The organism is Streptomyces mobaraensis (assembly GCF_020099395.1).
GTDB lineage: Bacteria > Actinomycetota > Actinomycetes > Streptomycetales > Streptomycetaceae > Streptomyces.
This window is the reverse complement of the sequence record NZ_CP083590.1, coordinates 5,481,834-5,507,357: the sequence shown is the minus strand read 5'-3', so window position 1 is coordinate 5,507,357 and position 25,524 is coordinate 5,481,834. Positions and strand designations below refer to the sequence as shown.

Annotated in this window: 20 protein-coding genes and 1 riboswitch; of the genes, 5 read left to right on the top strand and 15 right to left on the bottom strand. The window is 70.4% G+C overall.

The genetic code is table 11. The features are described from left to right. The 3 genes from K7I03_RS24250 (at nt 1) to K7I03_RS24240 (ending at nt 4,135) form a co-directional block, all read left to right on the top strand. Nucleotides 1–801: a methyltransferase domain-containing protein gene (locus tag K7I03_RS24250; protein ID WP_185945268.1), complete on the top strand. Its 801-nt coding sequence runs from the start codon at nt 1–3 to the stop codon at nt 799–801. Then, a complete protein-coding gene (locus K7I03_RS24245) occupies nt 798–1,748 on the top strand; it encodes a UbiA family prenyltransferase (RefSeq protein WP_185945269.1) in 951 nt (316 codons plus the stop codon). The genes K7I03_RS24250 and K7I03_RS24245 overlap by 4 nt, the downstream gene beginning before the upstream one ends. 143 nt (nt 1,749–1,891) lie before the next feature. Then, nucleotides 1,892–4,135, top strand: coding sequence for an MMPL family transporter (locus K7I03_RS24240; RefSeq protein ID WP_185945270.1), 2,244 nt, complete (start codon nt 1,892–1,894; stop codon nt 4,133–4,135). A 100-nt stretch (nt 4,136–4,235) separates the two neighbouring features. On the opposite strand, the gene K7I03_RS24235 is transcribed toward K7I03_RS24240, so the two are convergent. Together K7I03_RS24235 and K7I03_RS24230 are read right to left on the bottom strand one after the other, a co-directional pair. Further along, entirely contained in the window at nt 4,236–5,579 is a 1,344-nt protein-coding gene (locus tag K7I03_RS24235; protein WP_185945271.1) for a protoporphyrinogen/coproporphyrinogen oxidase, read from the bottom strand. A gap of 240 nt (nt 5,580–5,819) precedes the next feature. Further along, entirely contained in the window at nt 5,820–7,406 is a 1,587-nt protein-coding gene (locus K7I03_RS24230; protein WP_224347197.1) for a class I adenylate-forming enzyme family protein, read from the bottom strand. Between the two features lie 273 nt (nt 7,407–7,679). Between K7I03_RS24230 and K7I03_RS24225 the strand changes: the two genes are divergently transcribed. After that, the gene (locus tag K7I03_RS24225; protein WP_224347196.1) at nt 7,680–8,651 is read left to right on the top strand and encodes a 4-hydroxy-3-methylbut-2-enyl diphosphate reductase; all 972 of its coding nucleotides are present in this window, start codon (nt 7,680–7,682) and stop codon (nt 8,649–8,651) included. Between the two features lie 89 nt (nt 8,652–8,740). Here K7I03_RS24225 and K7I03_RS24220 read toward each other — a convergent pair whose 3' ends face one another. The 9 genes from K7I03_RS24220 to ctaE form a co-directional block, all read right to left on the bottom strand. Next, nucleotides 8,741–11,053, bottom strand: a complete 2,313-nt coding sequence (locus K7I03_RS24220; RefSeq protein WP_185945274.1) for an ATP-binding protein — start codon at nt 11,051–11,053, stop codon at nt 8,741–8,743. 303 nt (nt 11,054–11,356) lie between these two features. After that, nucleotides 11,357–11,989 carry a TetR/AcrR family transcriptional regulator gene (locus K7I03_RS24215; protein ID WP_185945275.1) on the bottom strand — a complete coding sequence of 211 codons (633 nt, stop codon included), beginning with the start codon at nt 11,987–11,989 and terminating at the stop codon, nt 11,357–11,359. 225 nt (nt 11,990–12,214) lie between these two features. Continuing rightward, the gene (locus K7I03_RS34395; protein ID WP_398858565.1) at nt 12,215–12,505 is read right to left on the bottom strand and encodes an SbtR family transcriptional regulator; all 291 of its coding nucleotides are present in this window, start codon (nt 12,503–12,505) and stop codon (nt 12,215–12,217) included. Between the two features lie 319 nt (nt 12,506–12,824). Beyond that, nucleotides 12,825–14,120 carry an aminotransferase class V-fold PLP-dependent enzyme gene (locus K7I03_RS24210; protein WP_185945276.1) on the bottom strand — a complete coding sequence of 432 codons (1,296 nt, stop codon included), beginning with the start codon at nt 14,118–14,120 and terminating at the stop codon, nt 12,825–12,827. A gap of 158 nt (nt 14,121–14,278) precedes the next feature. Further along, a riboswitch (SAM riboswitch) is annotated at nt 14,279–14,396 on the bottom strand. A gap of 288 nt (nt 14,397–14,684) precedes the next feature. Next, nucleotides 14,685–15,752, bottom strand: coding sequence for an anthranilate phosphoribosyltransferase (gene trpD, locus K7I03_RS24205; protein ID WP_185945277.1), 1,068 nt, complete (start codon nt 15,750–15,752; stop codon nt 14,685–14,687). Nucleotides 15,753–15,912: 160 nt separating this feature from the next. Further along, the gene (qcrB, locus tag K7I03_RS24200) at nt 15,913–17,553 is read right to left on the bottom strand and encodes a cytochrome bc1 complex cytochrome b subunit (RefSeq protein ID WP_185945278.1); all 1,641 of its coding nucleotides are present in this window, start codon (nt 17,551–17,553) and stop codon (nt 15,913–15,915) included. After that, entirely contained in the window at nt 17,550–18,605 is a 1,056-nt protein-coding gene (gene qcrA, locus K7I03_RS24195) for a cytochrome bc1 complex Rieske iron-sulfur subunit (RefSeq protein ID WP_185945279.1), read from the bottom strand. The genes qcrB and qcrA overlap by 4 nt, the downstream gene beginning before the upstream one ends. Continuing rightward, nucleotides 18,602–19,411 (bottom strand): cytochrome bc1 complex diheme cytochrome c subunit, encoded by an 810-nt coding sequence (gene qcrC / locus K7I03_RS24190; protein WP_152264354.1) that lies wholly within the window; start codon nt 19,409–19,411, stop codon nt 18,602–18,604. Before qcrC ends, qcrA begins: the two co-directional genes overlap by 4 nt. Nucleotides 19,412–19,479: 68 nt before the next feature. Next, on the bottom strand, nt 19,480–20,100 hold the full coding sequence (gene ctaE / locus K7I03_RS24185; RefSeq protein WP_004954082.1) for an aa3-type cytochrome oxidase subunit III: 621 nt from the start codon (nt 20,098–20,100) through the stop codon (nt 19,480–19,482). A gap of 329 nt (nt 20,101–20,429) precedes the next feature. Between ctaE and K7I03_RS24180 the strand changes: the two genes are divergently transcribed. Then, nucleotides 20,430–20,843: a response regulator transcription factor gene (locus K7I03_RS24180; RefSeq protein WP_185945300.1), complete on the top strand. Its 414-nt coding sequence runs from the start codon at nt 20,430–20,432 to the stop codon at nt 20,841–20,843. Between the two features lies 1 nt (nt 20,844). On the opposite strand, the gene K7I03_RS24175 is transcribed toward K7I03_RS24180, so the two are convergent. The 4 genes from K7I03_RS24175 to ctaC all read right to left on the bottom strand — a co-directional run bounded on the left by K7I03_RS24175 (nt 20,845) and on the right by ctaC (nt 25,294). Next, nucleotides 20,845–22,089: a L,D-transpeptidase gene (locus K7I03_RS24175; protein ID WP_185945280.1), complete on the bottom strand. Its 1,245-nt coding sequence runs from the start codon at nt 22,087–22,089 to the stop codon at nt 20,845–20,847. Between the two features lie 126 nt (nt 22,090–22,215). Next, on the bottom strand, nt 22,216–22,614 hold the full coding sequence (locus tag K7I03_RS24170; RefSeq protein ID WP_185945281.1) for a cytochrome c oxidase subunit 4: 399 nt from the start codon (nt 22,612–22,614) through the stop codon (nt 22,216–22,218). Next, the gene (gene ctaD / locus K7I03_RS24165; protein ID WP_185945282.1) at nt 22,611–24,332 is read right to left on the bottom strand and encodes an aa3-type cytochrome oxidase subunit I; all 1,722 of its coding nucleotides are present in this window, start codon (nt 24,330–24,332) and stop codon (nt 22,611–22,613) included. The genes K7I03_RS24170 and ctaD overlap by 4 nt, the downstream gene beginning before the upstream one ends. Continuing rightward, nucleotides 24,329–25,294 (bottom strand): aa3-type cytochrome oxidase subunit II, encoded by a 966-nt coding sequence (ctaC, locus tag K7I03_RS24160; RefSeq protein ID WP_185945283.1) that lies wholly within the window; start codon nt 25,292–25,294, stop codon nt 24,329–24,331. Before ctaC ends, ctaD begins: the two co-directional genes overlap by 4 nt. Nucleotides 25,295–25,524: the final 230 nt, after the last annotated feature.

Below are 25,524 nucleotides of genomic sequence, written 5' to 3'. Positions count from 1 at the left end.
ATGACCGTGGAAGCGAAAGAGTACGTCTTCGACCCGGCCTGGGAACGGGAGACGGAGCGGCTGAGGACGAACGAGGCGATCTGGGATCCCGGCACCGTCGAGCGGCTGGAGCGGCTCGGTGTCGGCGAGGGCTGGTCCGTCCTCGAGGTCGGTGCGGGCTCCGGCTCGATCGCGCACTGGCTGGGTGAACGGGTCGGCCCCTCCGGCCGGGTGGTGGCGGCGGATCTGTCGACCGAGCGGCTCGGCTGGCTCGAGGCGCCGCACGTCGAGGTGGCGAGGGTCGACATACGCTCCGGTGCACTCCCCGCCGACACCTTCGACCTGGTGCACTCCCGGATGGTGATCCAGCACCTCGAGGACCGGGAGGGCGCTGTCGCCGCGCTGGTACGGACGCTCAAGCCCGGGGGATGGCTGTTCCTCGAAGACACCGACTCCCTGACGCTGTTCCGCAGTGCCGTCTCCGAGGACTTCCTCCAGGACGTCCGGGTGGCGGGGTACGACCTGATGCGCCGCTCCGGCCATGAGCCGCGTGGTGGCCACTTCGACGTCGCGGCGGCCCTGGCGGCGGGGCTGGAGGACGTCTCGGCCGAGGGCCGGGCGGTGCTGGTGCGGGGTGGTTCGGTGCAGGCCAGGCACTACATGCTGTGGCTGGAGTTCATGCGCCCGCGCATCGTCGCCGAGGGGCGGGTGAGCGGGGAGCGCATCGACGAGGCGCTGCGCGAGATGGCCGACCCGGCTCACCGCTGGCTGTCACAGGTGCTCATCTCGACCTTCGGCCGCAAGGGAACGGGTCGCCGATGACCACGGTCACCGCATCGTCGCCCGTCTCGCGCGCCGGCCGCCTGAAGATCTACGCCAAGCTGGGAAAACTCTCCTTCTACGACTACTACTTGAGCGCCTTCGTCGTCTGGACGGCGCTGCCGGGCGACCCCCTGTGGGCCGGGCGCACCTGGGCGGTCCTGCTGCTGTACATCCTCGGCTATGCGGGCGTGGTCGCCGCGACCGTCGCCCTCGACGACGTCACCGGCATCCGGGACGGCAGTGACGCCCGCAACTACTCGCCCGAGGACGGGGCGTTGCGTGACCGGTCGCGCAAGCCGCTGCTCAGCGGCGCGCTGACCGTACGGCAGGCGGAGCTGTTCGGCTGGGGGGCGGCGCTGTGGGGCGCGGCCGTCTGGGCGCTGACGCTGACCGTCGCCCCGCACCATCCGCTGTGGGCCTGCATCGTGCTGGCGTTGGTGCTGGCCAGCAATGTGCAGTACTCGTACGGGCTCAAGGTCAGCTACCGGGGCGGGCAGGAGCTTGTCCTGCTGACGCCGGGGCTGGCGGTGCTCCTTCCGTACGTGCTGCTCACCGGCCGGGTGACGGGGCTCGTCATCGCGGAGACCTGCCTGTTCGGGCTGTGGAGCCTGCTGGTGTCGGCCTACTCGAACATGAACGACGTGGCGGGGGACCGCCTCGCGGGGCGGCGCAACCTCGCCACGCTCACCTCGGCGGCCGCCTACCGGTGGGTCGTCGCCGGGTTCCACCTGGTGGAACCCGCCGTGGTGGCGACCACCGTCGCCGTGGGCGCCGCACCGGCATGGTTCGCGCTGCTCGTGCTGCCGCTGCTGGCGCTGCGGGTGCGGCAGGCCCGGGCGGGCCTGGTGCGCGGCGATGTCCTGGTGGCCCGCGTCATGGGCATCAAGCTGCACCGCTGGGGCGTGCCCGTCCTGATGGCCGCCAACCTGCTCGCCCTGCACGGGTGATGAGGATCCGACAGAGATGTGGAACACCTTGCACCGAAAGCTCGACGGATGCAGACTGTTCCGCAACTCTGAAACAACTTGTGCCATAACTCGTATGCGAGTGCCCGCCCCCGACGGGACGCCGCCTGACAGGAGATACCGACATGCTCGACAGACTGGCGAGGCTCATCCTCCCCAGGCCCAAGAAAATCTTGTTGGCCGTGCTGGTGATCGTTCTCTGTGTGGGCGGCGCCGCAGCCGGACTCAACGACCGGCTGTCCATGGGTGGTTACGAGAACTCCGGCACCGAGGCCGCCAAGACCCAGGAGACGCTGGAGAAGGAGTTCAAGCAGGGCCGGCCCAACCTCTCCATCGTCGTCACCGCGGACCGGGGCGTCGACGACCCGGATGCCGCCAAGGCCGGCCTCCACCTCACCCAGGAGCTCCAGGCCGACAAGGACCTGGCCGGCGTCACGTCCTACTGGTCCCTGGGCAAGGTCGCCTCGCTGCGCAGTGAAAAGGGCGACCAGGCCCTCGTCAACGGCACCATCCTGGGCGACTTCGACCAGGTCAACGACCGTGTGAAGGACCTGAAGAAGAAGTACACCGGCGACTTCGACGGGCTGAGGATCAAGCTCGGCGGCACGGCGCTGATGAACCTCGAGAACACCGAGACGGCCGCCAAGGACGCCTCGACCGCAGAGGGCATGGTCTTCCCCCTCGTCCTCATCGTCCTCGTCATCATCTTCGGCTCGCTGGTGGCCGCCGCACTGCCGCTGGCCGTCGCGCTCGCCACCCTGCTGCTCGTCTTCGGCCTGGTCTTCGCCCTGACGTTCGTCGCCGACGTCAACAACCTGCTGTCCAACATCACCACGCTCCTCGGCCTCGGACTGGCCATCGACTACAGCCTGTTGTTCATCACCCGATACCGCGAGGAGCTTGGGCGCGGCGCCGACGTCCAGGAGGCCGTCCGCACCACGATGCGCACCGTCGGCCGGACCATCACCTTCTCCGCCGTCACCCTGGCCGTGGCCTTCCTCTCCCTGCTCGCCATCCCCTTCGGCATGGTCCAGACGATCGGCGTCGGCGGCACCATCACCACCCTGATCGCGGCGACAGCCACGCTCTTCATCGTCCCGTCCCTGCTGGTCTGGGCCGGCCCGCGCATCGACAAGCTGCGGCTCATCCGCCGTAAGCCGCGCCCCGAGGCCGCCGAGGGCCAGGGCTACTGGCACCGGCTGGCCCTGCTGGTGATGCGCCGCCCCATCCCCCTGGTGGTCGGTGTGCTCGCCCTGATGGCCTTCCTCGCCTCGCCCGTCGTCGACCTCAACATGCGCCTCGCGGACGAGCAGATGCTCCCCAAGAGCTCCCAGTCAGCCCAGGTCGCCAAGATCATCCAGAAGGGGTTCAACAACCGCGAGGCCCAGGCCATGACCGTCGTCGCGCGGGACATCGGCAACCCCGCGCAACACGAACAGCAGATCGGCTCGTACGCCGAGAAGCTCTCCGCCCTTCCCGACGTGGCCCGGGTCGATGCCCTCACCGGCTCCTACGTCCAGGGCAAGCAGGTGGCCCCGGCCACCGACTTCTCCCGCCACTACGGCGCCGCCGACTCGACCTATCTCTCCGTGGTCCCCGCCGTGGACGGCCTCGGCTCCAAGGGCGAGGACATCGTCAAACGGATCCGTACGCAGGACGCCCCGTTCCCCGTCACCGTCGGCGGCCAGCCCGCCACGTCGGTCGACACCTTCGACCTGCTCAAGGACAAACTCCCGCTCGCCCTCGGCATCCTGGCGCTCGGCACCTACCTCCTGCTCTTCCTGCTGACAGGCAGCGTGCTGCTGCCGCTGATCGCCATGATCCTCAGCATCCTCAGCCTCAGCGCCACCTTCGGCTCCCTGGTCTACGTCTTCCAGGACGGCCATCTCAAGTGGCTCGTGGGTGACTTCATCAACACCGGCTCCATCACCTGGACCGTCCCGATCCTCGTCACCACCATCACCTTCGGGCTCTCCATGGACTACGCGGTCTTCATCCTCTCCCGCGTCAAGGAGGAGTACGACCGCACCGGCGACAACCAACTCTCCGTCGCCACCGGCCTGGAGAAGGTCGGCAAGGTCGTCACCTACGCCGCCGTCATCCTCTCCCTGGTCTTCATCGTGATGATCAGCTCCGGCATCAGCTACCTGAAGGCCATGGGTCTCGGCATCCCGCTGGCCATCCTGATGGACTCCACCCTGGTCCGCGGCATCCTGCTCCCCGCCGCCATGCGCCTCCTCGGCGGAGCCACCTGGTGGGCCCCCGGCCCGCTGCGCCGCTTCCACGACCGGTACGGCATCAGCGAGTCGGCGCCCGAGCCGGCGCAGGCCGCCGCGGTCAGCCCCGCATCCGCGGGCAGCCGCTCCTGAGCCGCACGGCCCCGAACGGCCCGTGCGGCCCGAACAGCGAAGGGCCGCCGACCGGTTACCGGTCGGCGGCCCTTCGCCATGCCGAGCACGGCGTCCGCGGTCAGCGGGCGAGCCAGGCGGCGACCCGGGAGGCCGCCCGGCGGGAGGACGCGATCGCGGCCTCGCTGCTCGGCCGCAGATAGATCCAGTCGCCCGCGTACTCCACGGGCCCCGGCGCACGACTGACGAACGCCTTCCGCAGCGCCAGCGCGGCCGGCGGCGCCTCCGGCAGGCCATTGCGCCACCGCACCACCTCATGGCCCGCATACGCCGCACGCAGCCCGTCGATGAACCGCTCCCCCTCGTCGAGGACACGGTCGAGTACCTGGCCGTCGGGGAGGTCGTACACCTCGGCGGCCCGGCGGGGCGAGATCAGCAGCGTCACCAGCCCCTTGCCGTACGGGACGCGGGCCGGGCACTTGTTGTGCTCCACCGTGCCACCCGAGAGCAGGGAGTCCTCACCGGGGCCCATGACGAAGGCGTACAGCCGCGGCTGCCCAGCGGTCCGCCGCGGCTCCAGCGGCCGGTTGAGCCGGACACAGACCCGGATCATGGTCGTGAACGTCGACGCCTCGAGGAACTCCCGCTCCCCGTCCTCCAGATCAGGCCGGAGCGCCGGGATCTCCGGCGAGGGAAGCGTGACGACGGCCGCCCGCGCGGTGAGCCCGGTGCCGTCCGCGAAGGCCAGCCGCGCCCCCCGGCCGTCCCGCTCCACCGCGGTCACCGTGCGGGACAGATGCACCTTGACATGCTGCGCGAGGATCCGCGCCATGGTGTCCTGCCCGTCGCGGTAGGTCTGCCACCGGTAGATGCCATGCGTGCCCTGCATGATCGCCAACATCGGTGCGGCGGAACTGCGTTCGGGAAGCCAGCCGAAGGCGGCGGACGAGACGGGCGCGAGCAGGTTGTCGACCAGCTCACGGCCGTGCGCCGCACCGTACTGGGCGAGAGTGCGGGTACCGAACCCCGAGTCCTCCGGCCGGTCCGGATCGACCCGGCCCGAGCGGGTCGCGCTCGCCAGCATCATCCGCAACAACTGCACGCGGCCGCGGGCGGTCATCCCGGCGCCGGCCAGCAACGAGCGGGGGTGGCCCACCCAGGGGTGGGTACGGCCACCCCGCCACAGGCCCACCGGATGCCGGATCCGGTGCAGCGCTCCGGCCTGCTCCAGGCCGAGCTCCTTGATCAACTCCCAGGTGGCCGGGTAGCCGTAGGGCGAGATCGTCTCGGCTCCGGTGTCCATGGTCCAGCCGTCGACCCGGCTGGACCGCATCCGGCCGCCCGGCTCGTCCGCGGCCTCGAACACCTCGACGCGGTGGCCGCGGCGGCTCAGCCGGTACGCCGTGGTCAGCCCGGCAATGCCGCCGCCGACGACGGCGACGTCGATATCGGTCACTGTCTCCATGCCTCCTTGGGGACCGGGTGGCCCACTACTCAGCCCGTCCGGCGTTTGAGGACCATCGCGCGGAGCGCGATCGCGGGGGTGCGGGGGCCGAAGCCCCCGCAACGGGGGACGCGGGGGCTTCGCCCCCGCAGAAGAGGGTTGGGGCGGGCCCGGGGCACCCCTCTCGGGTGCGGCCCGGTGGGCCGGGTGGTGCCCACCCGTTCCGCCCCTGGCGGAACGACCACCCGCCACCGGGGGGTGTCACGTCCAACGGCCCGTGCCGATGTGCGACTTGTCGCCGAGCACTTTTTCGCGCAGCTCCAGGCGCCGCACCTTCCACGTCGCCGTGCGCGGCACCTCCTCGAAGGGGATCAGTCGCGGCTCCGCCAGCTCCGGCAGGCCGCGGACGGCCTGCCGCCACTCCTCGGGGTCGAGCCGGCCGTCCTCCGTCGACAGCACCGGCACCGGCAGTTGCCCGGGCACCCCGAGGACCGTCACATCGGAGACCAGGGGGAGCCGGTCCAGCAGCACCGACTCCAGCTCGATCCCGCTCGTGCCCGGAATGATGTCCACCTCGCGGTCGACCAGCCGCAGCCGGCCGAAGCGGCCTAGCTCACCGATGTCGCCGGTGTTCCACCACGCTCCCCGGACCTTTTCCCGCCAGCGGTCGCTCTCCCCGAGGTAGTCGAGGCAGCGGGCCTTGGTGGCGACCATCATGATCCCAGGGCGGCCCCGGCCCACCCGGCGGCCGGTCTCCGCATCGACGACCCGGACCCGGTTGAACCCCGGCGAGGGCCAGCCGATGTCGCTGGTCACGGACGACCCGTCGGCCGCACCCCGCATCTGCCCCCGGGTGAACAAGGTGAAGCACACCGGCCCCACCTCACTCTGGCCCCACCCCTGGAGCCAGACCGGGAACGGCCGCCTGCTGGCGGTCAGGAACGTCCGTACCGTGCGCGGATGCACCGCGTCGAACGTCCCCACGTACAGCCGCACCCGGCGGAACAACTCCGGGCGCCGGACCGCGAGTCCCTCCCACCGCTGGAAGATGTTGGGGCACGCCTCAAGCGTCGTCGGCCGGTGCTCGGCCAGCATCCGCTCGGCGACCTCCGGCTCATGCCTCGAGATGATCACGATCTTCCGGGGGGCCAGCACGAACTGGCCCATCAGCCATGACACGATCCGGCCGTGCGCGAACGACACCGACGTCGCCGCGACATCGCGGTGCTTGCTCGCCAGCACCGGGAACTTGATGCGCTCCATCCGTGCGATGCCGCCGAGCATCGTGGCGGCGGAGTGGACGACAAGCTTGGGCACCCCGGTCGTCCCGGAGCTGTGCATGACGAGCATCGGCTCGTCCCGCCCGGCGGGAGCGGCCGGCGGCACCGGGCCGCCCGCCAGATCGGCCCGGGTCAGCACGGACTCGGGCGTCCCCTCGTCGCGCTCGCCCAGCAACACCACCCGGGTGCGCGGCCCCGCCAGCTCCACCCCGGCCTCTACGGCGCGGGCGAGCGGCCCGGGCGAGATCACGAGCACGGCAGGGTCGAGCCGGGCCAGCAACGCCCGGTGCACTTCGGGCGAGTTCACGGCCGAGATCGTCGCCGGCAAGGCACCGAACCGCGCGGCGGCCGCAGCGGCGAGGGCCATGTCGAGGTGGTTGTCCTTGAGGATCGCCACCCGGTCGCCGCGGCGCGCCCCCGCCGCATACAACTGCGCCGAGAACTGCTGCACCAGCTCGGCCAGTTGGCTGCCGGTATAGAGCGTTCCCCGGTCGGGGGCGATGTCGAAGGGCCGGTCGAGGCAGGCAACGGTCTGGCGGTCCGCCTCCGCATGCCAGTCGAACAGCATTCCCAGACTTGTCGGATGTTTACGGAACGGTATTCCAGCCCTTCCCATCGGGCCCCTTCCATTGCAACGTTCTTGAGAGAGATCGCAGAGCTCCCCAAAATAGGAACCGGTCCGACCCGGCGGCCATGGCAATCGCCCTGACAATTAACTGAGGTGGGGGCTGTCCCGGCTAGCAAGAATCAGCCGCTTCTGCGCCCGGCACCGGCCGCACAGAATCGACCCCCTGAGCCCATGGTGAAGGGAGACCTGAACGCCGTGAATGAGGTGAGTGCCGTGAGCGTCGTGAGTGCCGTGAGTATTCCGGCCCCCGCCCGCAAGCGCATCATCCTGGCCGAACCACGCGGCTTCTGCGCGGGGGTGCGCCGCGCCATCGGCATGGTCGAACGCGCCCTGGAGATCCATGGCGCGCCCGTCTACGTCCGCCACGAGATCGTCCACAACAAGTACGTGGTCAGGTCCCTGGAGAAGAAGGGCGCCGTCTTCGTGGAATCGGAGGAGGAGGTCCCCGAGGGCGCGGTGTGCGTCTTCTCCGCGCACGGGGTCTCGCCCCGCGTGCGGGACAACTCGGCGGCCCGCCGGCTCGACGTCATCGACGCGACCTGCCCCCTGGTGTCGAAGGTGCACCAGGAGGCCAGAAGGTTCGCCACCACCGGCCACACCATCCTGCTCATCGGCCACGCCCGCCATGAGGAGGTGGTGGGCACGGTCGGCGAGGCCCCCGAGCACACCATCGTGATCGAGACCGTCGAGGACGCCCGCACCGTGCGGATCCCCGAGGGCACTTCGGTGAGCTATCTGACGCAGACCACACTCTCGCTCGACGAGACGCGCGACATCACCGAGGAGCTCGTCCGCCGCTTCCCCGACATCAAGGGGCCGGGCTCCGACGACATCTGCTACGCGAGCCAGAACCGGCAGAACGCGGTCAAGGAGCTGGCCTCGAAGGCACAGTTGGTCCTGGTCGTCGGTTCCGACAACTCCAGCAACTCGATCCGCATGGTCGAGGTCGCCCAACGGCACGGTGTCCGCGCCCACTTGGTCGACAACGTCTCCCGGCTCGACGAGAGCTGGCTCCGCGGCGTCGACTCGGTGGGCGTCACGGCCGGCGCCAGTGCCCCGGAGATCCTGGTGGAGCAACTCGTCGACCGGCTCGGCGAACTGGGCTACGACCAGGTGGACACCCTGACCACGGTGGAGGAGGACGTGGTCTTCGCCATGCCGGGCAGCCTTGGCGGTCCCCGGTGACCACGCGCTGACCAGGCGTGCCGGGCCGGCCCGTCGAGCCCGTCGGCCGGGGCGGTGGGCGACCCCCTGGCCCACCGCCCCGGCCGGGGTCACCCCGCCGCGCCGGCCCGCTGCTGCATCACCCGGGCCACGTGCACCCGTGACGGGCACTTCAGCTTGTTCATCACCTGACGGAGATGGTTGACCACCGTCCACTCCGACAGTTCCAGGGTCCGGGCGATCTGCCGGTTGGTCATGCCCTCGGCCACCAGCTCGGCGATCTGGTACTGGCGCGGGGTGAGCCCTGCGGGCGGCTCGGCGTCCGGCCCGCCCGCAGCCGCCGCCCGGTGCTCCGCCTCCAGGGCGGCCACCGGCAGGGAGAGGGCGAGGGTGAGCGCCGACCCCGGCGAGGGGCACTCCTCCGGCGGGACGGTTCGGGCCTGCTCCGCCCCCGCCCCGCACCGCCCGCGCAGCGCCGCGGCCGCGGCCAGCACCTGGCGGACCACCCGCTGGTCGGCCTCGCCCCGGCCGGCCACCGCGCGTCCCGTGGTCTCCAGCGCCAGCGCCACCTCCGCCGGGCTGCCGGAGTGCAGCAGGAGCAGGTCCATGCCCTCCCGTACGGCGGCGTGCGCGGCCGCACACCGGCCCAGGGCGACCCTGACCCGGGCCAGGTCGATCAATGCCAGCGCCAGGGCGTGCGGATCGTCCAGCGACCGCAGGTCGTCGACCGCTCTGAGCAGGGGTGCCTCCGCCTCCGCGGCGCCCTGGCCGGCGAGGGCCAGGCCGAGCTGCCGCCGCGCGGCGGCGGCGCCCCCGACCTCGCGCCGGGCATCGAGCACCGCCACGGCCTGCTGGGCGAGGGCCACCGCGCCCAGCAGGTCCCCGGCCCGCCGCCGTGCCTCCGCGCGGTGGACCGCGACGCCCGCGCCTCCGACGGCGTCCCCGGCGGCCTCATGGAGTGCGGCCGCCCGGTCGAGCAGTCCGCTCGCCCGTTCCATGTCGTCGCCAGCCAGCGTCCAACGGCCCGCCGTGGCCAGCGCGTCGGCGAATAGGGAGTTCGGGCCCCCGTCGGGGCCCTCGTCCGGTCCGGCCGCGAGCGCGTCGAGGGAGCCGTGCAGCAGCGCGGCCGCCTCGGGCAGCAGGTCGTGCACGGCCAGGGCGTCGTCCAGGTTCAGCAGCATCCGTACCGCGTCGGCGTGGCGGCTGCGGGCTTGCAGCCCGCGCACGGCCGTACGGAGGTCCGGCATGCGGGTGAGCACCAGGGCCAGCCAGCGGGAGCGGCCCTCAGCGGTGCGCAGGCCGGTCCGCGCCGCGGCGGCGAACCGGATGCAGTGGTCGATGTGAAGCTCCCGGGCCTCGGCGAACGCCACGGTATCGGCGGCGAGTTGGCGCCGGTAGTGGTCGCGCACCACGGTGAGCATCCGGAACTCCGGGTCGCCGTCCCGCCGTTTGGCGCTCACCAGCAGGCTCTTGTGGACCAGCGAGTCCAGTCGGCGGGCCGCCCGCATGCGGCTGAGGCGGCCCAGCCGCTGCACCGTGAGCAGGTCGATCGTGGACTCGCAGACGGCGAGCCGCCGCATCAGCAGCCGCTCGTCGGCGGTGAGCGTCGCGTCCCCCCAGGACAGTGCACTCGACAGTGAGTGATGTCTGGTCGGCACGTCCAGGAAGTGGCTGTGGTACGGGTATTCGCCCCTGCGCAGCGCCTGCAGCAGCTCCCCCGTGCTCATCGCGCCTACGGACCGCGCCGTCACCTCGATGGCGAGCGGCAGCCCGTCGAGGACCTCGCAGATCTCGTCGATGTTCCGCAGGTCCGCGCCTTGGAGGACGTCGCCGCGGTAGTGCGCCCCTACCCGGTCGAGGAAGAGCTGCGCCGCCACGGAGCTCCCGTCGCCCCGGTCGCGGGTCCGGACGAGCAACGGGGCCAGCGGATGGAGGTGTTCCGCGTAGACGTTGAGCGCGGACCGGCTGGTGAGCAGCAGCCGCAGCCGCAGGCAACGGGCCAGCAGGCAGGGAGGATCGGCGGTCAGCAGGCTCGCCACCGTGTCGCAGTTGTCCAGGACGAGCAGCACCCGGCGGTTGCCGATGCACTCCACGACGGTGTCCGGGACCGCCGCGTGCGCCGCGTCCCCTTCGGCGCCGGGCAGGCCCAGCGCGGCTGCGATCTCGCGCCATACATCGGTGAGGCTGCCGGCGGCGGCCAGGTCGGCCCGGACGACCTCGTCGGCGACCTGCGGGACGGCGTCCGCGACCACCGCCGCCGCCAGGACGCTCTTGCCCACCCCGGCCGGGCCGGTGACGGTGAGCAGCCGCACTCCCGGCTGCCGCAGCAGCCGGGATACCTCGGCGATGTCCCTCTCCCTTCCGTACAGCCGCGGTGCGCGGAACGACCCTGCCTCCCGGCAGGGCCGCGGAACGTGGCACACGCGCACTTCTTCGCGGACACCGCAATCCATCAGCTGGCTCACGCGGAAACTCCCCTCGTTGGCTTGTGCCACCCGAGTGGGCTGTGTTGTCCGGGTACCGCGTCATCCGGGAACGCCGCGTCAACCACCCGTGCCCCTCGCCCCCATACCCCGACGAATCATCGACGGCCCACTCCATGGCACAAGATGTTCCACAGATGATGCCTGAGGTTCCGCCGGGCCATTGGTGCCCCGCAGGTGCGCCACAGGTGTCCCGCTGGAGAGCCAATCAAGATCGCGGAATGGGAAGTTCGGCCAACCCCGTCACTTCTTGGCCGCCTGCGCCCTCAGGAAGTCGTCGACCAGCTCGGCGACATAGCCTCCGGCGAAGTCACCCCCCTCCGCCAGCCGCCGGAAGACAAGCGGACCGATGAGCCGGTCCACGGCCACGTCGATATCGAGCGACCCGGGAAGCTCGCCCCGTGCGCTGCCCTCCGCCAGAATCTCGCGGAGCGCCGACATTCCCTTGCGGGTGCAGGACTCCAGAACCGCCGCATACCGGGGATCGAGGGGCGCCTGATCGATGATGACCCGTAGCGCCCGCTCCTGCTTCGGGTTGCACAACATCGCGGCGATTACCCCCACTTCGCTGCGGAGGTCGCTGCGCAGATCACCCGTGCGTTCGCTGTGATCCACCGAGAAAATATCGGCGAGCAGCTCCTGGATGAGCATCGCCGCCTCCGGCCAGTGCCGGTACAGCGTGGTCCGCCCTACGCCGCTGCGCGCCGCCACGGCCACGTGCGTCACCTCGGCCCACCCGCCCTCGATCAGCAGATCACCTGCGGCCGCCAGCGCCGCGGCCCTGCTGCGCTCCGCCCGTGGATCGGGACCACGCCCCGCGCGGCCGTTCCCCTTGACGGTCTCCTTGGTAGTTGCCTTGGTGGTACTTCTCGCCATGGCTCGACGCCTCCGTTCACCGACCGATTTATGGAACAGCTTGCACCACAAATCACGTGAGGGGAACGGCCTTGGACGGCGGGACCACTACGGCTGCGCGGACGGCCCCCGGAGCACGCCCAGCCGCCGCTCGCGATGCGCCTTCTGCCGACAGGCGGCGGAACCGGGGCGGCCCCCGTACGGGCGGCGGACAGCGAACCGCCACAGACCACACACCAGGTTTCGTCACGCCGGCCCCCGGGGCCTCGGGGGCGGTTTCGTCACACCCCGCCCCGGACGGAGGCTGTCGCAGGCCAGCGCCGCCATCCTGTCGGGCGGCATGCCGGGGCCGCGCCGCCGCTCCATCGAACATCCGAGGAGCAGGGCGAGGACGCCGTCCAGCACCACGTCCCGCCGTACGGCGCCCGCCTGTGGGGCCCGTTCCAGCAGGACGCCCAGGGCCTCGCGGAACTCCCGTCCGACACCCGGCGACGGGGTGAAACGCCCCTCCGCACTCGCCTCCAGGGCGTCGCACAGCCCACGTCATGGCCAGAGTCCGGGTGCCACGCCCCGACGGAAGGCCTAGGCGCTCCGCAGGGCGCATGCGGCGGGCGGTGCCCCGGTCCCTCCCCCGGAGGGGGGACCCCCACTTCGCCGATTCCCGGGGCAAGCCCCCGGACCCCCTGATACCGCGCTTCGCGCGGTTGTCCTCAAGCGCCCTATTCAGCCCGTTGGGGGTCCCCCCTCTGGGGGAGTTTGAGGACGAGCGGCGGAGCCGCTCTGGGGCGCAGCCCCAGGAAGCGGCGAATGGGGGTGCCCCCTCTGGGGGAGGGACCGGGGCACACCCCCGGAGGGACTACCGCCGCACCAACTCCCCCACCGCCCCCACAAACCGCTCAACATGCTCATCAGGCGTCCCGACGCCAAAGCTCACCCGCACAGCCGAGCCCCCCGCAGGAAGCAGCGCCCGCACCAGCGGATGCGCGCAGAAAAGACCGTCCCGCACCCCGATCCCGTACTCCGCCGAAAGAGCCGCGGCGAACGCGGAACTCTCCCACCCGTCGACGACGAACGACACCACCCCCACCCGCGGCGCGTCATCCCCGAACAGGGACAGCACCCGCACCCCCGGCACCGCCGCGAGCCCGGCCCGCAGCCGCGCGAGCAGCGCCTCCTCCCGGGCGGCGAGCCGCTCGAACCCGGCCTCGGTCAACGCCCGGCACGCGGAGGCGACGGCATGCGCGCCGATGACGTTCGGGGAGCCGGCCTCGTGCCGCGCGACGGTGTCGAACCACTCGACCGCGGGCGCGCCGGACGCGTCCCGGGTGACGCTGCGGGTGGCGCCGCCGCCCGCGAGGTACGGCTCGGCCGCCCGCAGCCAGTCCGCGCGCCCCGCCAACACCCCCGCGCCGAACGGCGCGTACAGCTTGTGGCCGGAGAAGGCGACCCAGTCGACGTCGAGTTCACCGATGTCCACCGCGCGGTGCGGCGCGAGCTGTGCCGCGTCGAGGACGACACGGGCGCCGTGCGCGTGCGCGGCGGCGGCGAGTTCGCGGACGGGCCACAGCTCCCCGGTCACGTTGGACGCACCCGTCACACACACCAGCGCGGGGCCGTACGGCTCCCGGGCCGCCAGCGCCCGTTCCAGCGTCTCGACGGCCTCCGCGGGGCTGCGCGGCGCGTCCAGCCAGGTGACGGGCGTCTCGCCGGTCCCGGCGCGGCGGGCCCAGGGCAGCAGGGCGGCGTGGTGCTCGGTCTCGAAGACGAACACCCGGGTGCCGGCGGGCAGGGCCGCGGCCAGGAGGTTGAGCGAGTCGGTGGTCGAGCGGGTGAACACCACCTGGTCGTCCGCCCTGCAGCCGAGGAACGCGGCGACGGTCGCGCGGCTGTTCTCGAACAGCTCGGTGGAGAGCCGCGAGAGGTACCCGGCCCCCCGGTGCACGCTGCCGTAATACGGCGCGTAGGCGGCGACGTCGTCCCACACCCGCTGCAGGGCGGGCGCGCTCGCCGCGTAGTCGAGGGCGGCGTAGGCCACTTCGCCACCGCCGGCGACGGGAACGCGGACGTCCCGCCCGAGGACGGGCAGCGGCAGGGACGGCGCGGAGCCGGCGACAACGGTCGTGGGGGCGAGGGCTGAAACGGCGGAGGACATGACGAACTCCCGTGGAAGGCAGGCCGGATCACTGCGCGGCGGCACGGCGGCGGCGCAGGAGAAGGGAAACGTGCGGGCGCGGAGAAGGGGCTCTCGGCCCTAGCGCATTCGCTGGATCACGGAAGGAACTCCCTCGACGACCAGGATCCCTGGCGAGGGATCCGCGCTTGCCGCAGACCTCGCTGCCTGCGGCCCGGTCATCACCCGGGGCACCCCGCCACGGACGGAGGGTTGCCGGACAGCGGGCCGGGGCCTGTGTCGCTGTCACTCGTGACCTGGCGGCGAGTATGGCATAGCGGATCAGGGCGGCGAAAGCGGGTTCCGCGATACGGACGGTTCACGTCCGGGGGGTGGTGCCCCGGTCCCTCCCCCAGAGGGGGCACCCCCATTCACCACTTCCTGGGGCTGCGCCCCAGACCCCGCTTTCGCGGCTCCGCCGCTCGTCCTCAAACGCCGGACGGGCTGGATAGTGCGGTTTCGGGGGTGCGGGGGCGCAGCCCCCGCAAGAAACGGAGAATGGGGGTGCCCCCTCTGGGGGAGGGACCGGGGCACCCCCACCCCCGTTCACCCCCCGTTGCTCACCCGCACCCACCGCTCCAAAGCGGCCCGCGCCGCCCCCGAGTCGATCGACTCCGCCGCCCGCGCGATCCCCCCGGCGATCCGCACCGCAAGCGGCTCGTCGGACGGCTCCAGAGCCACCAGCGCAGCCGCCGAGTTCAACAACACCGCATCCCGCACCGGCCCGCTCTCCCCCGCCAGCACCCGCCGCGCCACATCCGCGTTGTACGACGCGTCCGCGCCCCGCAGCGCCTCGACCGGCACCAGGTCGATCCCCACGTCCCGCGGGTCGAAGTGCTCCTCCCGCACCGCACCGTCCCGTACGACCCACACCCGCGACGTGGCCGTGGTCGTCAGCTCGTCCAGCCCGTCGTCGCCCCGGAACACCAGGGCGGACGAGCCCCGTTCCGCGAGGACCCCGGCCAGGATGGGCGCCATCCGGGCGTCGGCGACGCCGGTGGCCTGGGCGCGGACGCGGGCCGGGTTGGTGAGCGGGCCGAGGACGTTGAACGTCGTCCGGACGCCCAGCTCGCGGCGGGCGGCCGCCACATGCCGCAGCGCGGGGTGGAACTTCACGGCGAAGCAGAAGGTGATGCCGGCCTCGTGGGCGACCTCCACCACCCGCTCCGGGGAGAGGTCCAGGTTGACGCCCAGCTTCTCCAGGACGTCGGAGGCGCCGCTCGCCGACGAAGCGGCCCGGTTGCCGTGTTTGACGACCTTCACGCCCGTCCCCGCGACGACGATCGACGACATCGTCGAGATGTTCACCGTCTTCGCGCCGTCGCCGCCCGTGCCGACGATGTCCACGCTGGGGCCGGGCACCTCGATGAGGTTGGCGTGCGCGTACATGGCCCGTACCAGGCCGGAGATCTCGGCGACCGTCTCGCCCTTGGCGCGCAGGGCCACGGCGAAGCCGGCGATCTGGGCGTCGGTGGCGGCCCCGCGCATGATGCGGTCCATGGCCCAGGCGGTGTCGTCCGCGCCCAGGTCGCGTCCGCCGAGCAGCGCCTCCAGGACGCCGGGCCAGGACCGGGACACCGTGCCGTCGCCGCCTGTCGGGGTCGCAACGTTCATGGTCCACGCTCCTGGTGGTCGGTACGGGGCCCTGTCCTCGCAGGGCACGTGCCCAGCCTAACCAGCTCCCGGGACGGCGAAGAGCCCCGTCCATGCGCTGGACGGGGCTCCTGCCGTGGCGATCAGCTGTGATCAGTATCCGGAGAGGGAGATCAGGGGATCAGTGGTGGCCGTGGCCGCTCGTGATCTCCTGGAACTCCTCCGCCGTGGCCTTGGGGACGAACTTGTCCTCCCCGTACATGCTCTTGGAGAGCCGGACCTTCATCTTCTGGCCCATGGACGCCTTGCGCGCGACGCCGTTCTTGTCGACCTCGGGCTCCAGCTCCAGCGGCTTCGGCTGCTCGTGCGCGGTGAGCGTGTGCAGCTGCTCCTGCGTGAGCGGCTCGTGGACCTCCACGAACTCACCGTGCGGCAGGCGCTTGATGATGCCGGACTCGCGGCCGTGCAGGACCTTCTCCCGGTCGCGCCGCTGCAGACCCATGCAGATCCGGCGGGTGGCGATGAACGACAGCACGGGGACCACGAAGAACCCGATGCGGACGAACCAGGTGATCGCGTTGAGCGACAGGTGGAAGTGCGTGGCCCAGAGGTCGTTTCCACCGCCGATCAGCATCACGAAGTACGCGGCGATCCAGGCGACACCGAAGGCGGTGCGCGTCGGAGCGTTGCGCGGACGGTCCAGCAGGTGGTGCTCCCGCTTGTCGCCGGTCGCCCAGGACTCCAGGAAGGGCCAGAGGGCGATGGCGAAGAGCACCAGCGGGAAGATGACCAGCGGGATGAACACGCCCAGGACCAGGGTGTGGCCCCAGATGTTGATCTCCCAGCCCGGCATGACGCGGATCAGACCCTCGGCGAAGCCCATGTACCAGTCGGGCTGGGCACCGGTGGACACCTGGTCCGGCCGGTAGGGGCCGATCTCCCAGATGGGGTTGATCGTGGCGATCGCCGCGACGGCCGCGATGGCACCGAAGACGAGGAAGAAGAAGCCTCCCGCCTTGGCCATGTAGACCGGCAGCAGCGGCATGCCGACGACGTTCTTCTCGGTGCGGCCCGGACCCGGGAACTGGGTGTGCTTGTGGTAGAAGACCAGGATCAGGTGGGCCACCACGAGACCGAGCATGATGCCCGGCAGCAGCAGGATGTGGACCGAGTAGAACCGCGCCACGAAGTCCCCGCCGGGGAACTCCCCGCCGAACACGAACATCGACAGGTAGGTGCCGATGACCGGGACGGACAGGATCGCGCCGTCCACGAAGCGGACGCCGGTGCCGGAGAGCAGGTCGTCCGGCAGCGAGTAACCGGTGAAGCCGGTGAACATGCCGAGGAAGAACAGCAGGAACCCGAACAGCCAGTTGATCTCACGCGGCTTGCGGAACGCGCCCGTGAAGAAGACGCGCATCATGTGCACGAACATGCCGGCGAGGAAGATCAGCGCGGCCCAGTGGTGGATCTGCCGGATGAGCAGACCACCGCGGACGTCGAAGCTGATGTGCAGCGTCGAGGAGAACGCCTCGGACATCCGCTGTCCCTGGAGCGGGACGTAGGAACCGTGGTAGACGACCTCGTTCATGCTCGGGTGGAAGAACAGCGTCAGATACACACCCGTGAGGATGATGATCAGGAAGCTGTAGAGGCAGACCTCGCCCAGCATGAAGGACCAGTGGTCCGGGAAGATCTTCCGCATGTTGGCCTTGGCCAGGCTGTAGATCCCCAGCCGGCCGTCGGCCCAGTCGGCGACCCGCTCACCCGCGGGTGCCTTGCGGCCGGGCTTGCCGGCCGCGTTCGTCTCTGCAGTACTCATCCGCGCTCCCAGAAGGCAGGACCGACGGGCTCGGCGAAGTCGCCCATCGCCTCGAGGTAGCCCTTGTCATTGACCTTGATCCGCAGCTGCGGAAGGGCGTGCCCGGCCGGACCGAAGACCACGCGACCGCCGTCGGAGAGGTCGAAGGTGGACTGGTGGCACGGGCAGAGCACGTGGTGGGTCTGCTGCTCGTAGAGGCTGATCGGGCAGCCCACGTGCGTGCAGATCTTGGAGAACGCGACGATGCCGTCGACCGACCAGTCCAGTTCCTTCTTGTCCTTGATGTCCTCCGGACGGAGCCGGACGATCATCAGGGCCGCCTTGGCGATCTGGACCTGGAAGTCGTGGTCCTCCTCCGACATGCCCTGCGGCATGGCGAAGGTGAGGGAGCCGACCTGGACGTCCTCGGGACGCAGCGGCTGCATCGTGTTCTGGTTGACCAGCAGCTTGCCGGCCGCCCACTTGGACTTGCGGAGCTTGGTGCCCGGCTTGGGGCCCAGGCCGCCGAAGAGGAAGAGGGCGGAGAGCGGCATCAGCGCCAGGGCGCCGAACATCGTGTTGCGGATCAGCGGGCGGCGGCCCATCGCCGACTCTTTGGCACCCTCGGCGAAGTCGGCCATGACCTTGGCCTTGACCTCGGGGGACGCCTCGACCGGGTGGCGCTCGTCGATGAGCTCCTCGTCGGACATCAGGGTGCGGGCCCAGTGGACCGCGCCCGCGCCGATGCAGAACAGGGCGACGCCGAGGGTGAGCCCCAGCGTGAAGTTCATGGCGCTGATGTGACCGAGCGGGAACACATAGATGTTCTTGTCGATCGGGATGGCCAGGTAGGCGGCGATGAAGCCGACCGTGGCCAGCATGGACAGCGTGAACATGAACGCCACGGCGCGCTCGGAGCGCTTGGCGGCCCGCTCGTCGATGTCCTGGATGCGGTGCTCGTGCGGCGGCAGGCCCGGGTCGGCGAAGGGGTCGCCCTTGACCGTCACCGCGCCCTCGCGCGTGTCGCCCTGCTTGCTCGGCAGGGTCTCTTCTGGAATGTCTTGGCTACTCATGACTTCTTGGCCTTTGCGGTCCGGGCGGCGACCCAGATGGCGAGGGCGATCAGCGCGCCGAGGCCGAAGATCCACCCGAACAGACCCTCACTGACCGGGCCGAGCCCGCCCAGGTTGAGGCCGCCCGGGCTCTCCGACTTGCTGGTGTTGACCTCGTCGAGGTACGCGATGATGTCCTTCTTGTTCTTCTGGGACATCGTGGTGTCGGGGAAGGACGGCATGTTCTGCGGGCCGGTCTGCATGGCCTCGTAGATGTGCTTGGGGTCGACGTCCTCCAGGCTGGGCGCGAACTTGCCGTTCGACAGCGCGCCGCCCTTGCCCGTGAAGTTGTGGCACTGGGCGCAGTTCGTACGGAACAGTTCGCCGCCCTTGGCGATGTCGCCGCCGTCGGGGCTGTACTGGTCCTTCGAGGGAACCGCCGGACCCGCGCCGAGCGAGGCGATGTACGCGGCGAGCTGGTCGGTCTGCGCCTGCGTGTACACCGGCTTCTTGCGGGGCGCCTGGGCGCCCTGCTGCTGCATCGGCATACGACCGGTGCGGACCTGGAAGTCCACGGCCGCGGAACCCACGCCGACCAGGCTCGGCCCGTCGGAGGTGCCCTGAGCGCCGGTGCCGTGGCAGCTGGCACAGCCGACGGAGTAGAGCTTCTTGCCCTCCTCGATGGCCAGGGACTGGGCGGTGTCATCGGCCTTGGCCGACTCGGCCGGCGCGAAAGCGGCGTACAGCCCCCCGGTTACCGCCAGCGCGAAGAGTAGGACGACGACCGCCGCCAGCGGATGGCGTCGTCGTGCGGAGAGCTTTTTCACGGATTACCCCGGTGTCAGGATCTTCTGCGTCGATGCTGGACTGTTGGTCCGGTGCGGGACGGGACCGATTACTTGATCAAGTAGATCGTGGCGAAGAGGCCGATCCACACCACGTCGACGAAGTGCCAGTAGTAGGAGACGACGATGGCCGCCGTCGCCTGGTGGTGGGTGAACCTCTTGGCCGCGTACGTCCTGCCCAGGACCAGCAGGAAGGCGATGAGTCCGCCCGTCACGTGCAGGCCGTGGAAGCCGGTCGTCAGGTAGAAGGCCGAGCCGTACGCGTCGGAAGACAGCGAGAGGCCCGCCTCCTTGACCAGGTCGGTGTACTCGAAGATCTGGCCACCGATGAAGATGGCACCCATCACGAACGTGATCACGAACCAGGTGCGCAGCTTCTTCACGTCACCGCGCTCGGCCGCGAACACGCCGAGCTGACACGTGAGCGAGGAGAGCACCAGGATCGTGGTGTTCCCCGCCGAGAACGGGACGTTCAGATGCGACGCCATGTCCGACCAGTGGTCGGTGCCGGTCACCGAACGCAGGGTGAAGTACATCGCGAAGAGGGCCGCGAAGAACATCAGCTCGGAACTCAGCCAGATGATGGTTCCGACGCTGGTGAGGTTCGGTCGGTTGACCGAGGGGTGCGCGTGCCCGGTATCTACTGCTGTTGCTGTCGCCACGACCGACATTATGTCGGTCGCTTATCTCGCGCTCACTCCGGGGGGTGCCGTTCGGTGTGTCAAGGACGTGTGCCCTGCTCGTACGGCCGAATCCGACAGTCACCCGACAAGCACCGAGTCGTCCCCCGAAGGGGGGAAGGAGTCCTTCCGCGGGGCTCCTGGGGCGGTGGCGCACCGGGTGGTGACGGGCCGTCGGCGCCCGTGCGGGACGGCCGGGCGGTACTCGCGGTGATCGCGCCCTCCTCCCCGGCCCCTCCTGCGGAGTAGCATCCGCGCCAGCGGTCCCCTCGTTCCACAGCTGTGCCCGAGACACCCCTGTCATGAGCGTGGAGGTAACGATGCAGCCGACGGCCACGGTGCTGGTCTACAGCGACGACGCGCGCACCCGCGAACAGGTGCGGCTGGCCGGCGGCCGGCGACCGGCGGCGGACCTGCCGCCGGTGGACTACCTGGAGTGCGCCACCCTTCCGGCGCTGCTGCGGACGCTGGCGGAACACCGCGTCGACGTCTGCGTCCTGGACGGCGAGACGGCCCCCGCGGGCGGCATGGGCGTCTGCCGGCAGCTCAAGGACGAGGTGTTCCGGTGCCCGCCGGTGCTGCTGCTGATGGGCCGCCCGCAGGACGCCTGGCTGGCCACCTGGAGCCGGGCGGACGCGGCGGTGACGCACCCGGTGGACCCGGTGGCGTTCGCCACCGCGCTGGCCGGTCTGCTGCGCGAGCGGGCGGGGGCGCAGGCCACCGCGGACGCCTGAGTCAGACGCGGGGCCGCAGCCGGGCCGCGTCGGCCGGGGTGGCCCCCTCGCGCGTCCCGGCCGCCAGGGCGCTGCCCTTGCGCCAGTCCTCCCACGACAGGTTCCAGTCGCCGAAGCCGTTGTCGAAGGGGGTCATGGTGGCGCCCGCGCTGCCGACGACCTTGACGATGTCACCCACCCGGACGGTGTCGAAGAACCATTTGGCGTTCTCGGTGGACATGCCGGTGCAGCCGTGGCTGACGTTGTCCGCGCCCTGCGAGCCGACGGACCAGGGTGCGGCGTGCACGTATTCGCCGCTCCACGTCACCCGCGTGGCCCAGTAGACGGGCAGGTCGTAGGAGTCCGCGCTGCCCTCAGCGATGCCGATGGTGTCCCCGCGCATCCGTACGAATGATTCCTGGCCGAGGATCACCTTGACCCCGTTGCGCGTGTCGTAGCCGGGTTTGCCGGTGGTGACCGGGATGGAGCGGATCTCCTGGCCGTTCTTGAGGACGCTCATGTAGTGCCCGGCGGCGTCCGTGACGGCCTCCACCCGGTCGCCCGTGTCGAGGTGCAGCGGCTTGGACGGGCCGCCGTACATGCCGCCGCCGACCTTGATGCCGTCGAGGGTGGCGTGGACGTCGATGGACGCGTGGGCGGGCCAGTACTCCTTGGGGCGGTAGTGCAGCACCCGGTTGTTCACCCAGTACCAGGAGCCCTGCACGGCCGGGCGCGACTCCACCCGCAGGGTGCGTTCGACGACGGCCCGCGCGGCGGGCGTCTGGACGGGGGTGCTGAGCTCCGCGGTGATGGGCTGTCCGACGCCGTAGGTGCCGGTCTTGGGGCCGAACGCGACGGTCAGCAGCCGGGTGGCCGGGCCGGTGTCGAAACCGATCGTACGGCGGCCCTGAGCCCCGTCCTCGTCCTCGGTGCTCACCCGGACGGTGTAGTGCGCGCCGGCCGCGAGGGAGCCGGTGCTGTGCCAGGAGGAGCCGTCGGGGGCGAGTTCGCCGCCCACGTAGCGGCCGGCGGCGTCGGTGGCGATGACGTCGGTGATGCGGTCGTCGCCGGTGGCCGTCACTTCGAGGGGCACGCTCGGGTCGACCTTGCGGCCGTCCTCGGCGTCCTTGAGCACGACCTGGCCGGCGGCGTCGTAGGGCGCGTCGGCCAGCGGGTTGGACGAGCTGCACCCGGTGCCCCCCAGCGCCAGGGGGACCAGCAGCAGCGCGCCGCCGAGCACCGTGCGGCGTCGAGGAGAGTGGCTCATGGTCACACCGTAGGAAGAATCGCCTCCTTCGGCCCCCGGGGAGGGGCAAACGGGTGGGCTGAGACGCCAAAGGCCGGGCCCCGCACACCGAGTGGTGTGCGGGGCCCGGCCCGTGCGACGGGGAACCTACTGGTTCTGGTTCTCGCCGCGGTAGAACTCGAACACCCAGCCGAAGAGGCCGACCGCGATCAGGGGGGCGGAGAAGTACATCAGCCACCAGCCGATCGCGATGGACGCGAAGGCGAGGGCGCCACCGACCGCCAGGGACAGCGGCTGCCAGCTGTGCGGGGCGAAGAAGCCCAGCTCACCGGCGTCGTCCGCGATGTCCGCGTTCTTGTTGTCCTGCGCCCCGGCGTCCACCCGGCGTGCGGTGAACGCCAGGTAGTAGCCGACCATGATGCACAGGCCGAAGGCGAGGAACAGCGCGGTCGTGCCCGCCGGCTCCTTCGACCACACGCCGTAGACGACGGCCATGGCCAGGATGAAGACGGAGAGCCAGATGAACATCCGGCCTTGGATCTTCACTTGCCGGCCTCCTTGCCACCCGCGAGGGCCTTGTCAGCGAGGTTCTCCTCCAGCTCCAGCGCCGCGATCTCCGGGTGGTGCAGGTCGAACGCCGGGGATTCGGAGCGGATGCGCGGCAGCGTGAGGAAGTTGTGCCGCGGCGGCGGGCAGGAGGTCGCCCACTCCAGGGAGCGGCCGTAGCCCCAGGGGTCGTCGACCTCGACCTTCTTGCCGTACTTGGCGGTCTTCCAGACGTTGTAGAAGAACGGCAGGATCGACAGGCCGAGCAGGAACGAGCTGATGGTGGAGATGGTGTTCAGCGTGGTCCAGCCGTCGGCCGCCAGGTAGTCGGCGTACCGGCGGGGCATGCCCTCCGCGCCCAGCCAGTGCTGGACGAGGAACGTGCCGTGGAAGCCCACGAACAGCGTCCAGAAGGTGATCTTGCCGAGCCGCTCGTCCAGCATCTTGCCGGTGAACTTCGGCCACCAGAAGTGGAATCCGGCGAACATCGCGAACACCACGGTGCCGAAGATGACGTAGTGGAAGTGCGCGACGACGAAGTACGAGTCGGAGACGTGGAAGTCCATCGGCGGCGAGGCCAGGATGACGCCGGTCAGACCACCGAAGGTGAAGGTGATCAGGAAGCCGACGGCCCAGAGCATCGGTGTCTCGAAGGACAGCGAGCCCTTCCACATGGTGCCGATCCAGTTGAAGAACTTCACACCGGTCGGGACCGCGATCAGGAAGGTCATGAAGGAGAAGAACGGCAGCAGCACGCCACCGGTCACGTACATGTGGTGCGCCCACACCGTCACCGAGAGGCCGGCGATGGAGATGGTGGCCGCGATCAGACCCCAGTAACCGAACATCGGCTTGCGGGAGAAGACCGGGATGACCTCGGAGATGATGCCGAAGAACGGCAGGGCGATGATGTAGACCTCGGGGTGGCCGAAGAACCAGAAGAGGTGCTGCCACAGCAGGGCGCCGCCGTTGGCCGCGTCGAAGATGTGGGCCCCGAACTTGCGGTCCGCCTCCAGCGCGAAGAGCGCGGCGGCCAGCACCGGGAAGGCCAGCAGGACCAGGACACCGGTCAGCAGGACGTTCCAGGTGAAGATCGGCATCCGGAACATCGTCATGCCGGGCGCGCGCATGCAGATGATCGTGGTGATGAAGTTGACCGAACCGAGGATCGTACCGAAGCCGGAGAAGGCCAGACCCATGATCCACAGGTCACCGCCGACGCCCGGGGAGTGGGCGGCGTCGGTCAGCGGCGCGTAGGCGAACCAGCCGAAGTCGGCCGCACCCTGCGGGGTGAGGAAGCCGGCCACGGCGATCAGCGAGCCGAACAGGTACAGCCAGTAGGCGAACATGTTCAGCCGCGGGAACGCCACGTCGGGCGCGCCGATCTGCAGCGGCATGATCCAGTTCGCGAAGCCGGCGAACAGCGGCGTCGCGAACATCAGCAGCATGATCGTGCCGTGCATCGTGAACGCCTGGTTGAACTGCTCGTTCGACATGATCTGCGTGCCGGGGCGAGCGAGTTCGGCGCGCATCAGCAGCGCCATGACGCCGCCGATGCAGAAGAACACGAACGACGTGACCAGGTACAGGGTCCCGATCGTCTTGTGGTCGGTGGTGGTCAGCCACTTGATCACCTGGTTGCCTGGCGCCTTGGCGCGAACAGGCGGTGCTGCCGGGGCTGATGCGGCGGCACCCTGGGGTTCGTTGAGGATGCTCACTTGTTCTTGGTCTCCGCGTTCTTCGCGTGATCCGTCTGCGCGATGCCCGCCGGCAGGTAGCCGGTCTGCCCCTTCTCGGCCAGCTCCTTGAGGTGCTTCTGGTACCGCTCAGGAGAGACGACCTTGACGTTGAAGAGCATCCGCGAGTGGTCCTGCCCACAGAGCTCGGCGCACTTGCCCCGGAAGGTGCCCTCCCGGTTGGGGGTCACCGTGAAGCTGTTGGTGTGGCCCGGGATGACGTCCTGCTTCATCAGGAACGGCAGCACCCAGAAGGAGTGGTTGACGTCGCGGGAGGTCAGGACGAACTCGACCGACTCCCCCTTGGGCAGCCACAGCGTGGGGCCGGGCATGCCGTTCTGCGGGTTCCGGGTGCCCGGGATGCCCGTGTCGTAGACGCCCGCCGCGTCCGCCGGAGCCTTCTTCAGGAACCGGTCGGGGATGGCGTCGAGCTCCTTGATGCCACGCAGCGCCTTGCCCGGCTTCTGGCCCTGGGCGGTCTCCATGTAGTTGAAGGCCCAGTTCCACTGGAAGCCGATCACGTTCACGACGTGCTTCGGCTTGTCCGGGTTGGCGATGAGCTTGTTCTCGTCACGGGCCGTGAAGTAGAAGAGCACCGAGACGATGATGATCGGGACCACGGTGTACAGCGCCTCGAGAGGCATGTTGTACCGGGTCTGGGTAGGAACCTCGATCTTGCTCCGGCTGCGCCGGTGGAAGATGACGCTCCAGAGGATCAGGCCCCACACCAGGACACCGACCGCGAGGGCCGCGGCCCACGAGCCCTGCCACAGGGAGAGGATCCGCGGCGCCTCCTCCGTGACGGGAGTGGGCATTCCGAGGCGGGGAAAGTCCTTCGATGTGCAACCGGTGGCGGTCGCCAGAACAGCGCCCGCGGCCAGCGCCTGCAGCAGCTTCCGCCGCACCGGGCGCCGCGACGAGCGGTCGGAGCCGTTGGGACTCACGTAGCGCCTTCCCGAGAGTCTCGCCCGCGCGGCCGGCTGCGGCCGTCTCGGTCGGTCGCCGGCCCGCTGCGGGCAGGGTTTGGATGTTTATGCGGACCAAACCCTACTGGACGCTATTTGGGGTCGCGCGGGGAGGGTGCCCAACGCGCCGGGGGGCCGGGTCACAACTCACCGAAGGGATGGAACCACCGGCTCCGGGCGGGATCTGGGAGGGCGTCAGCCCAGGCCCG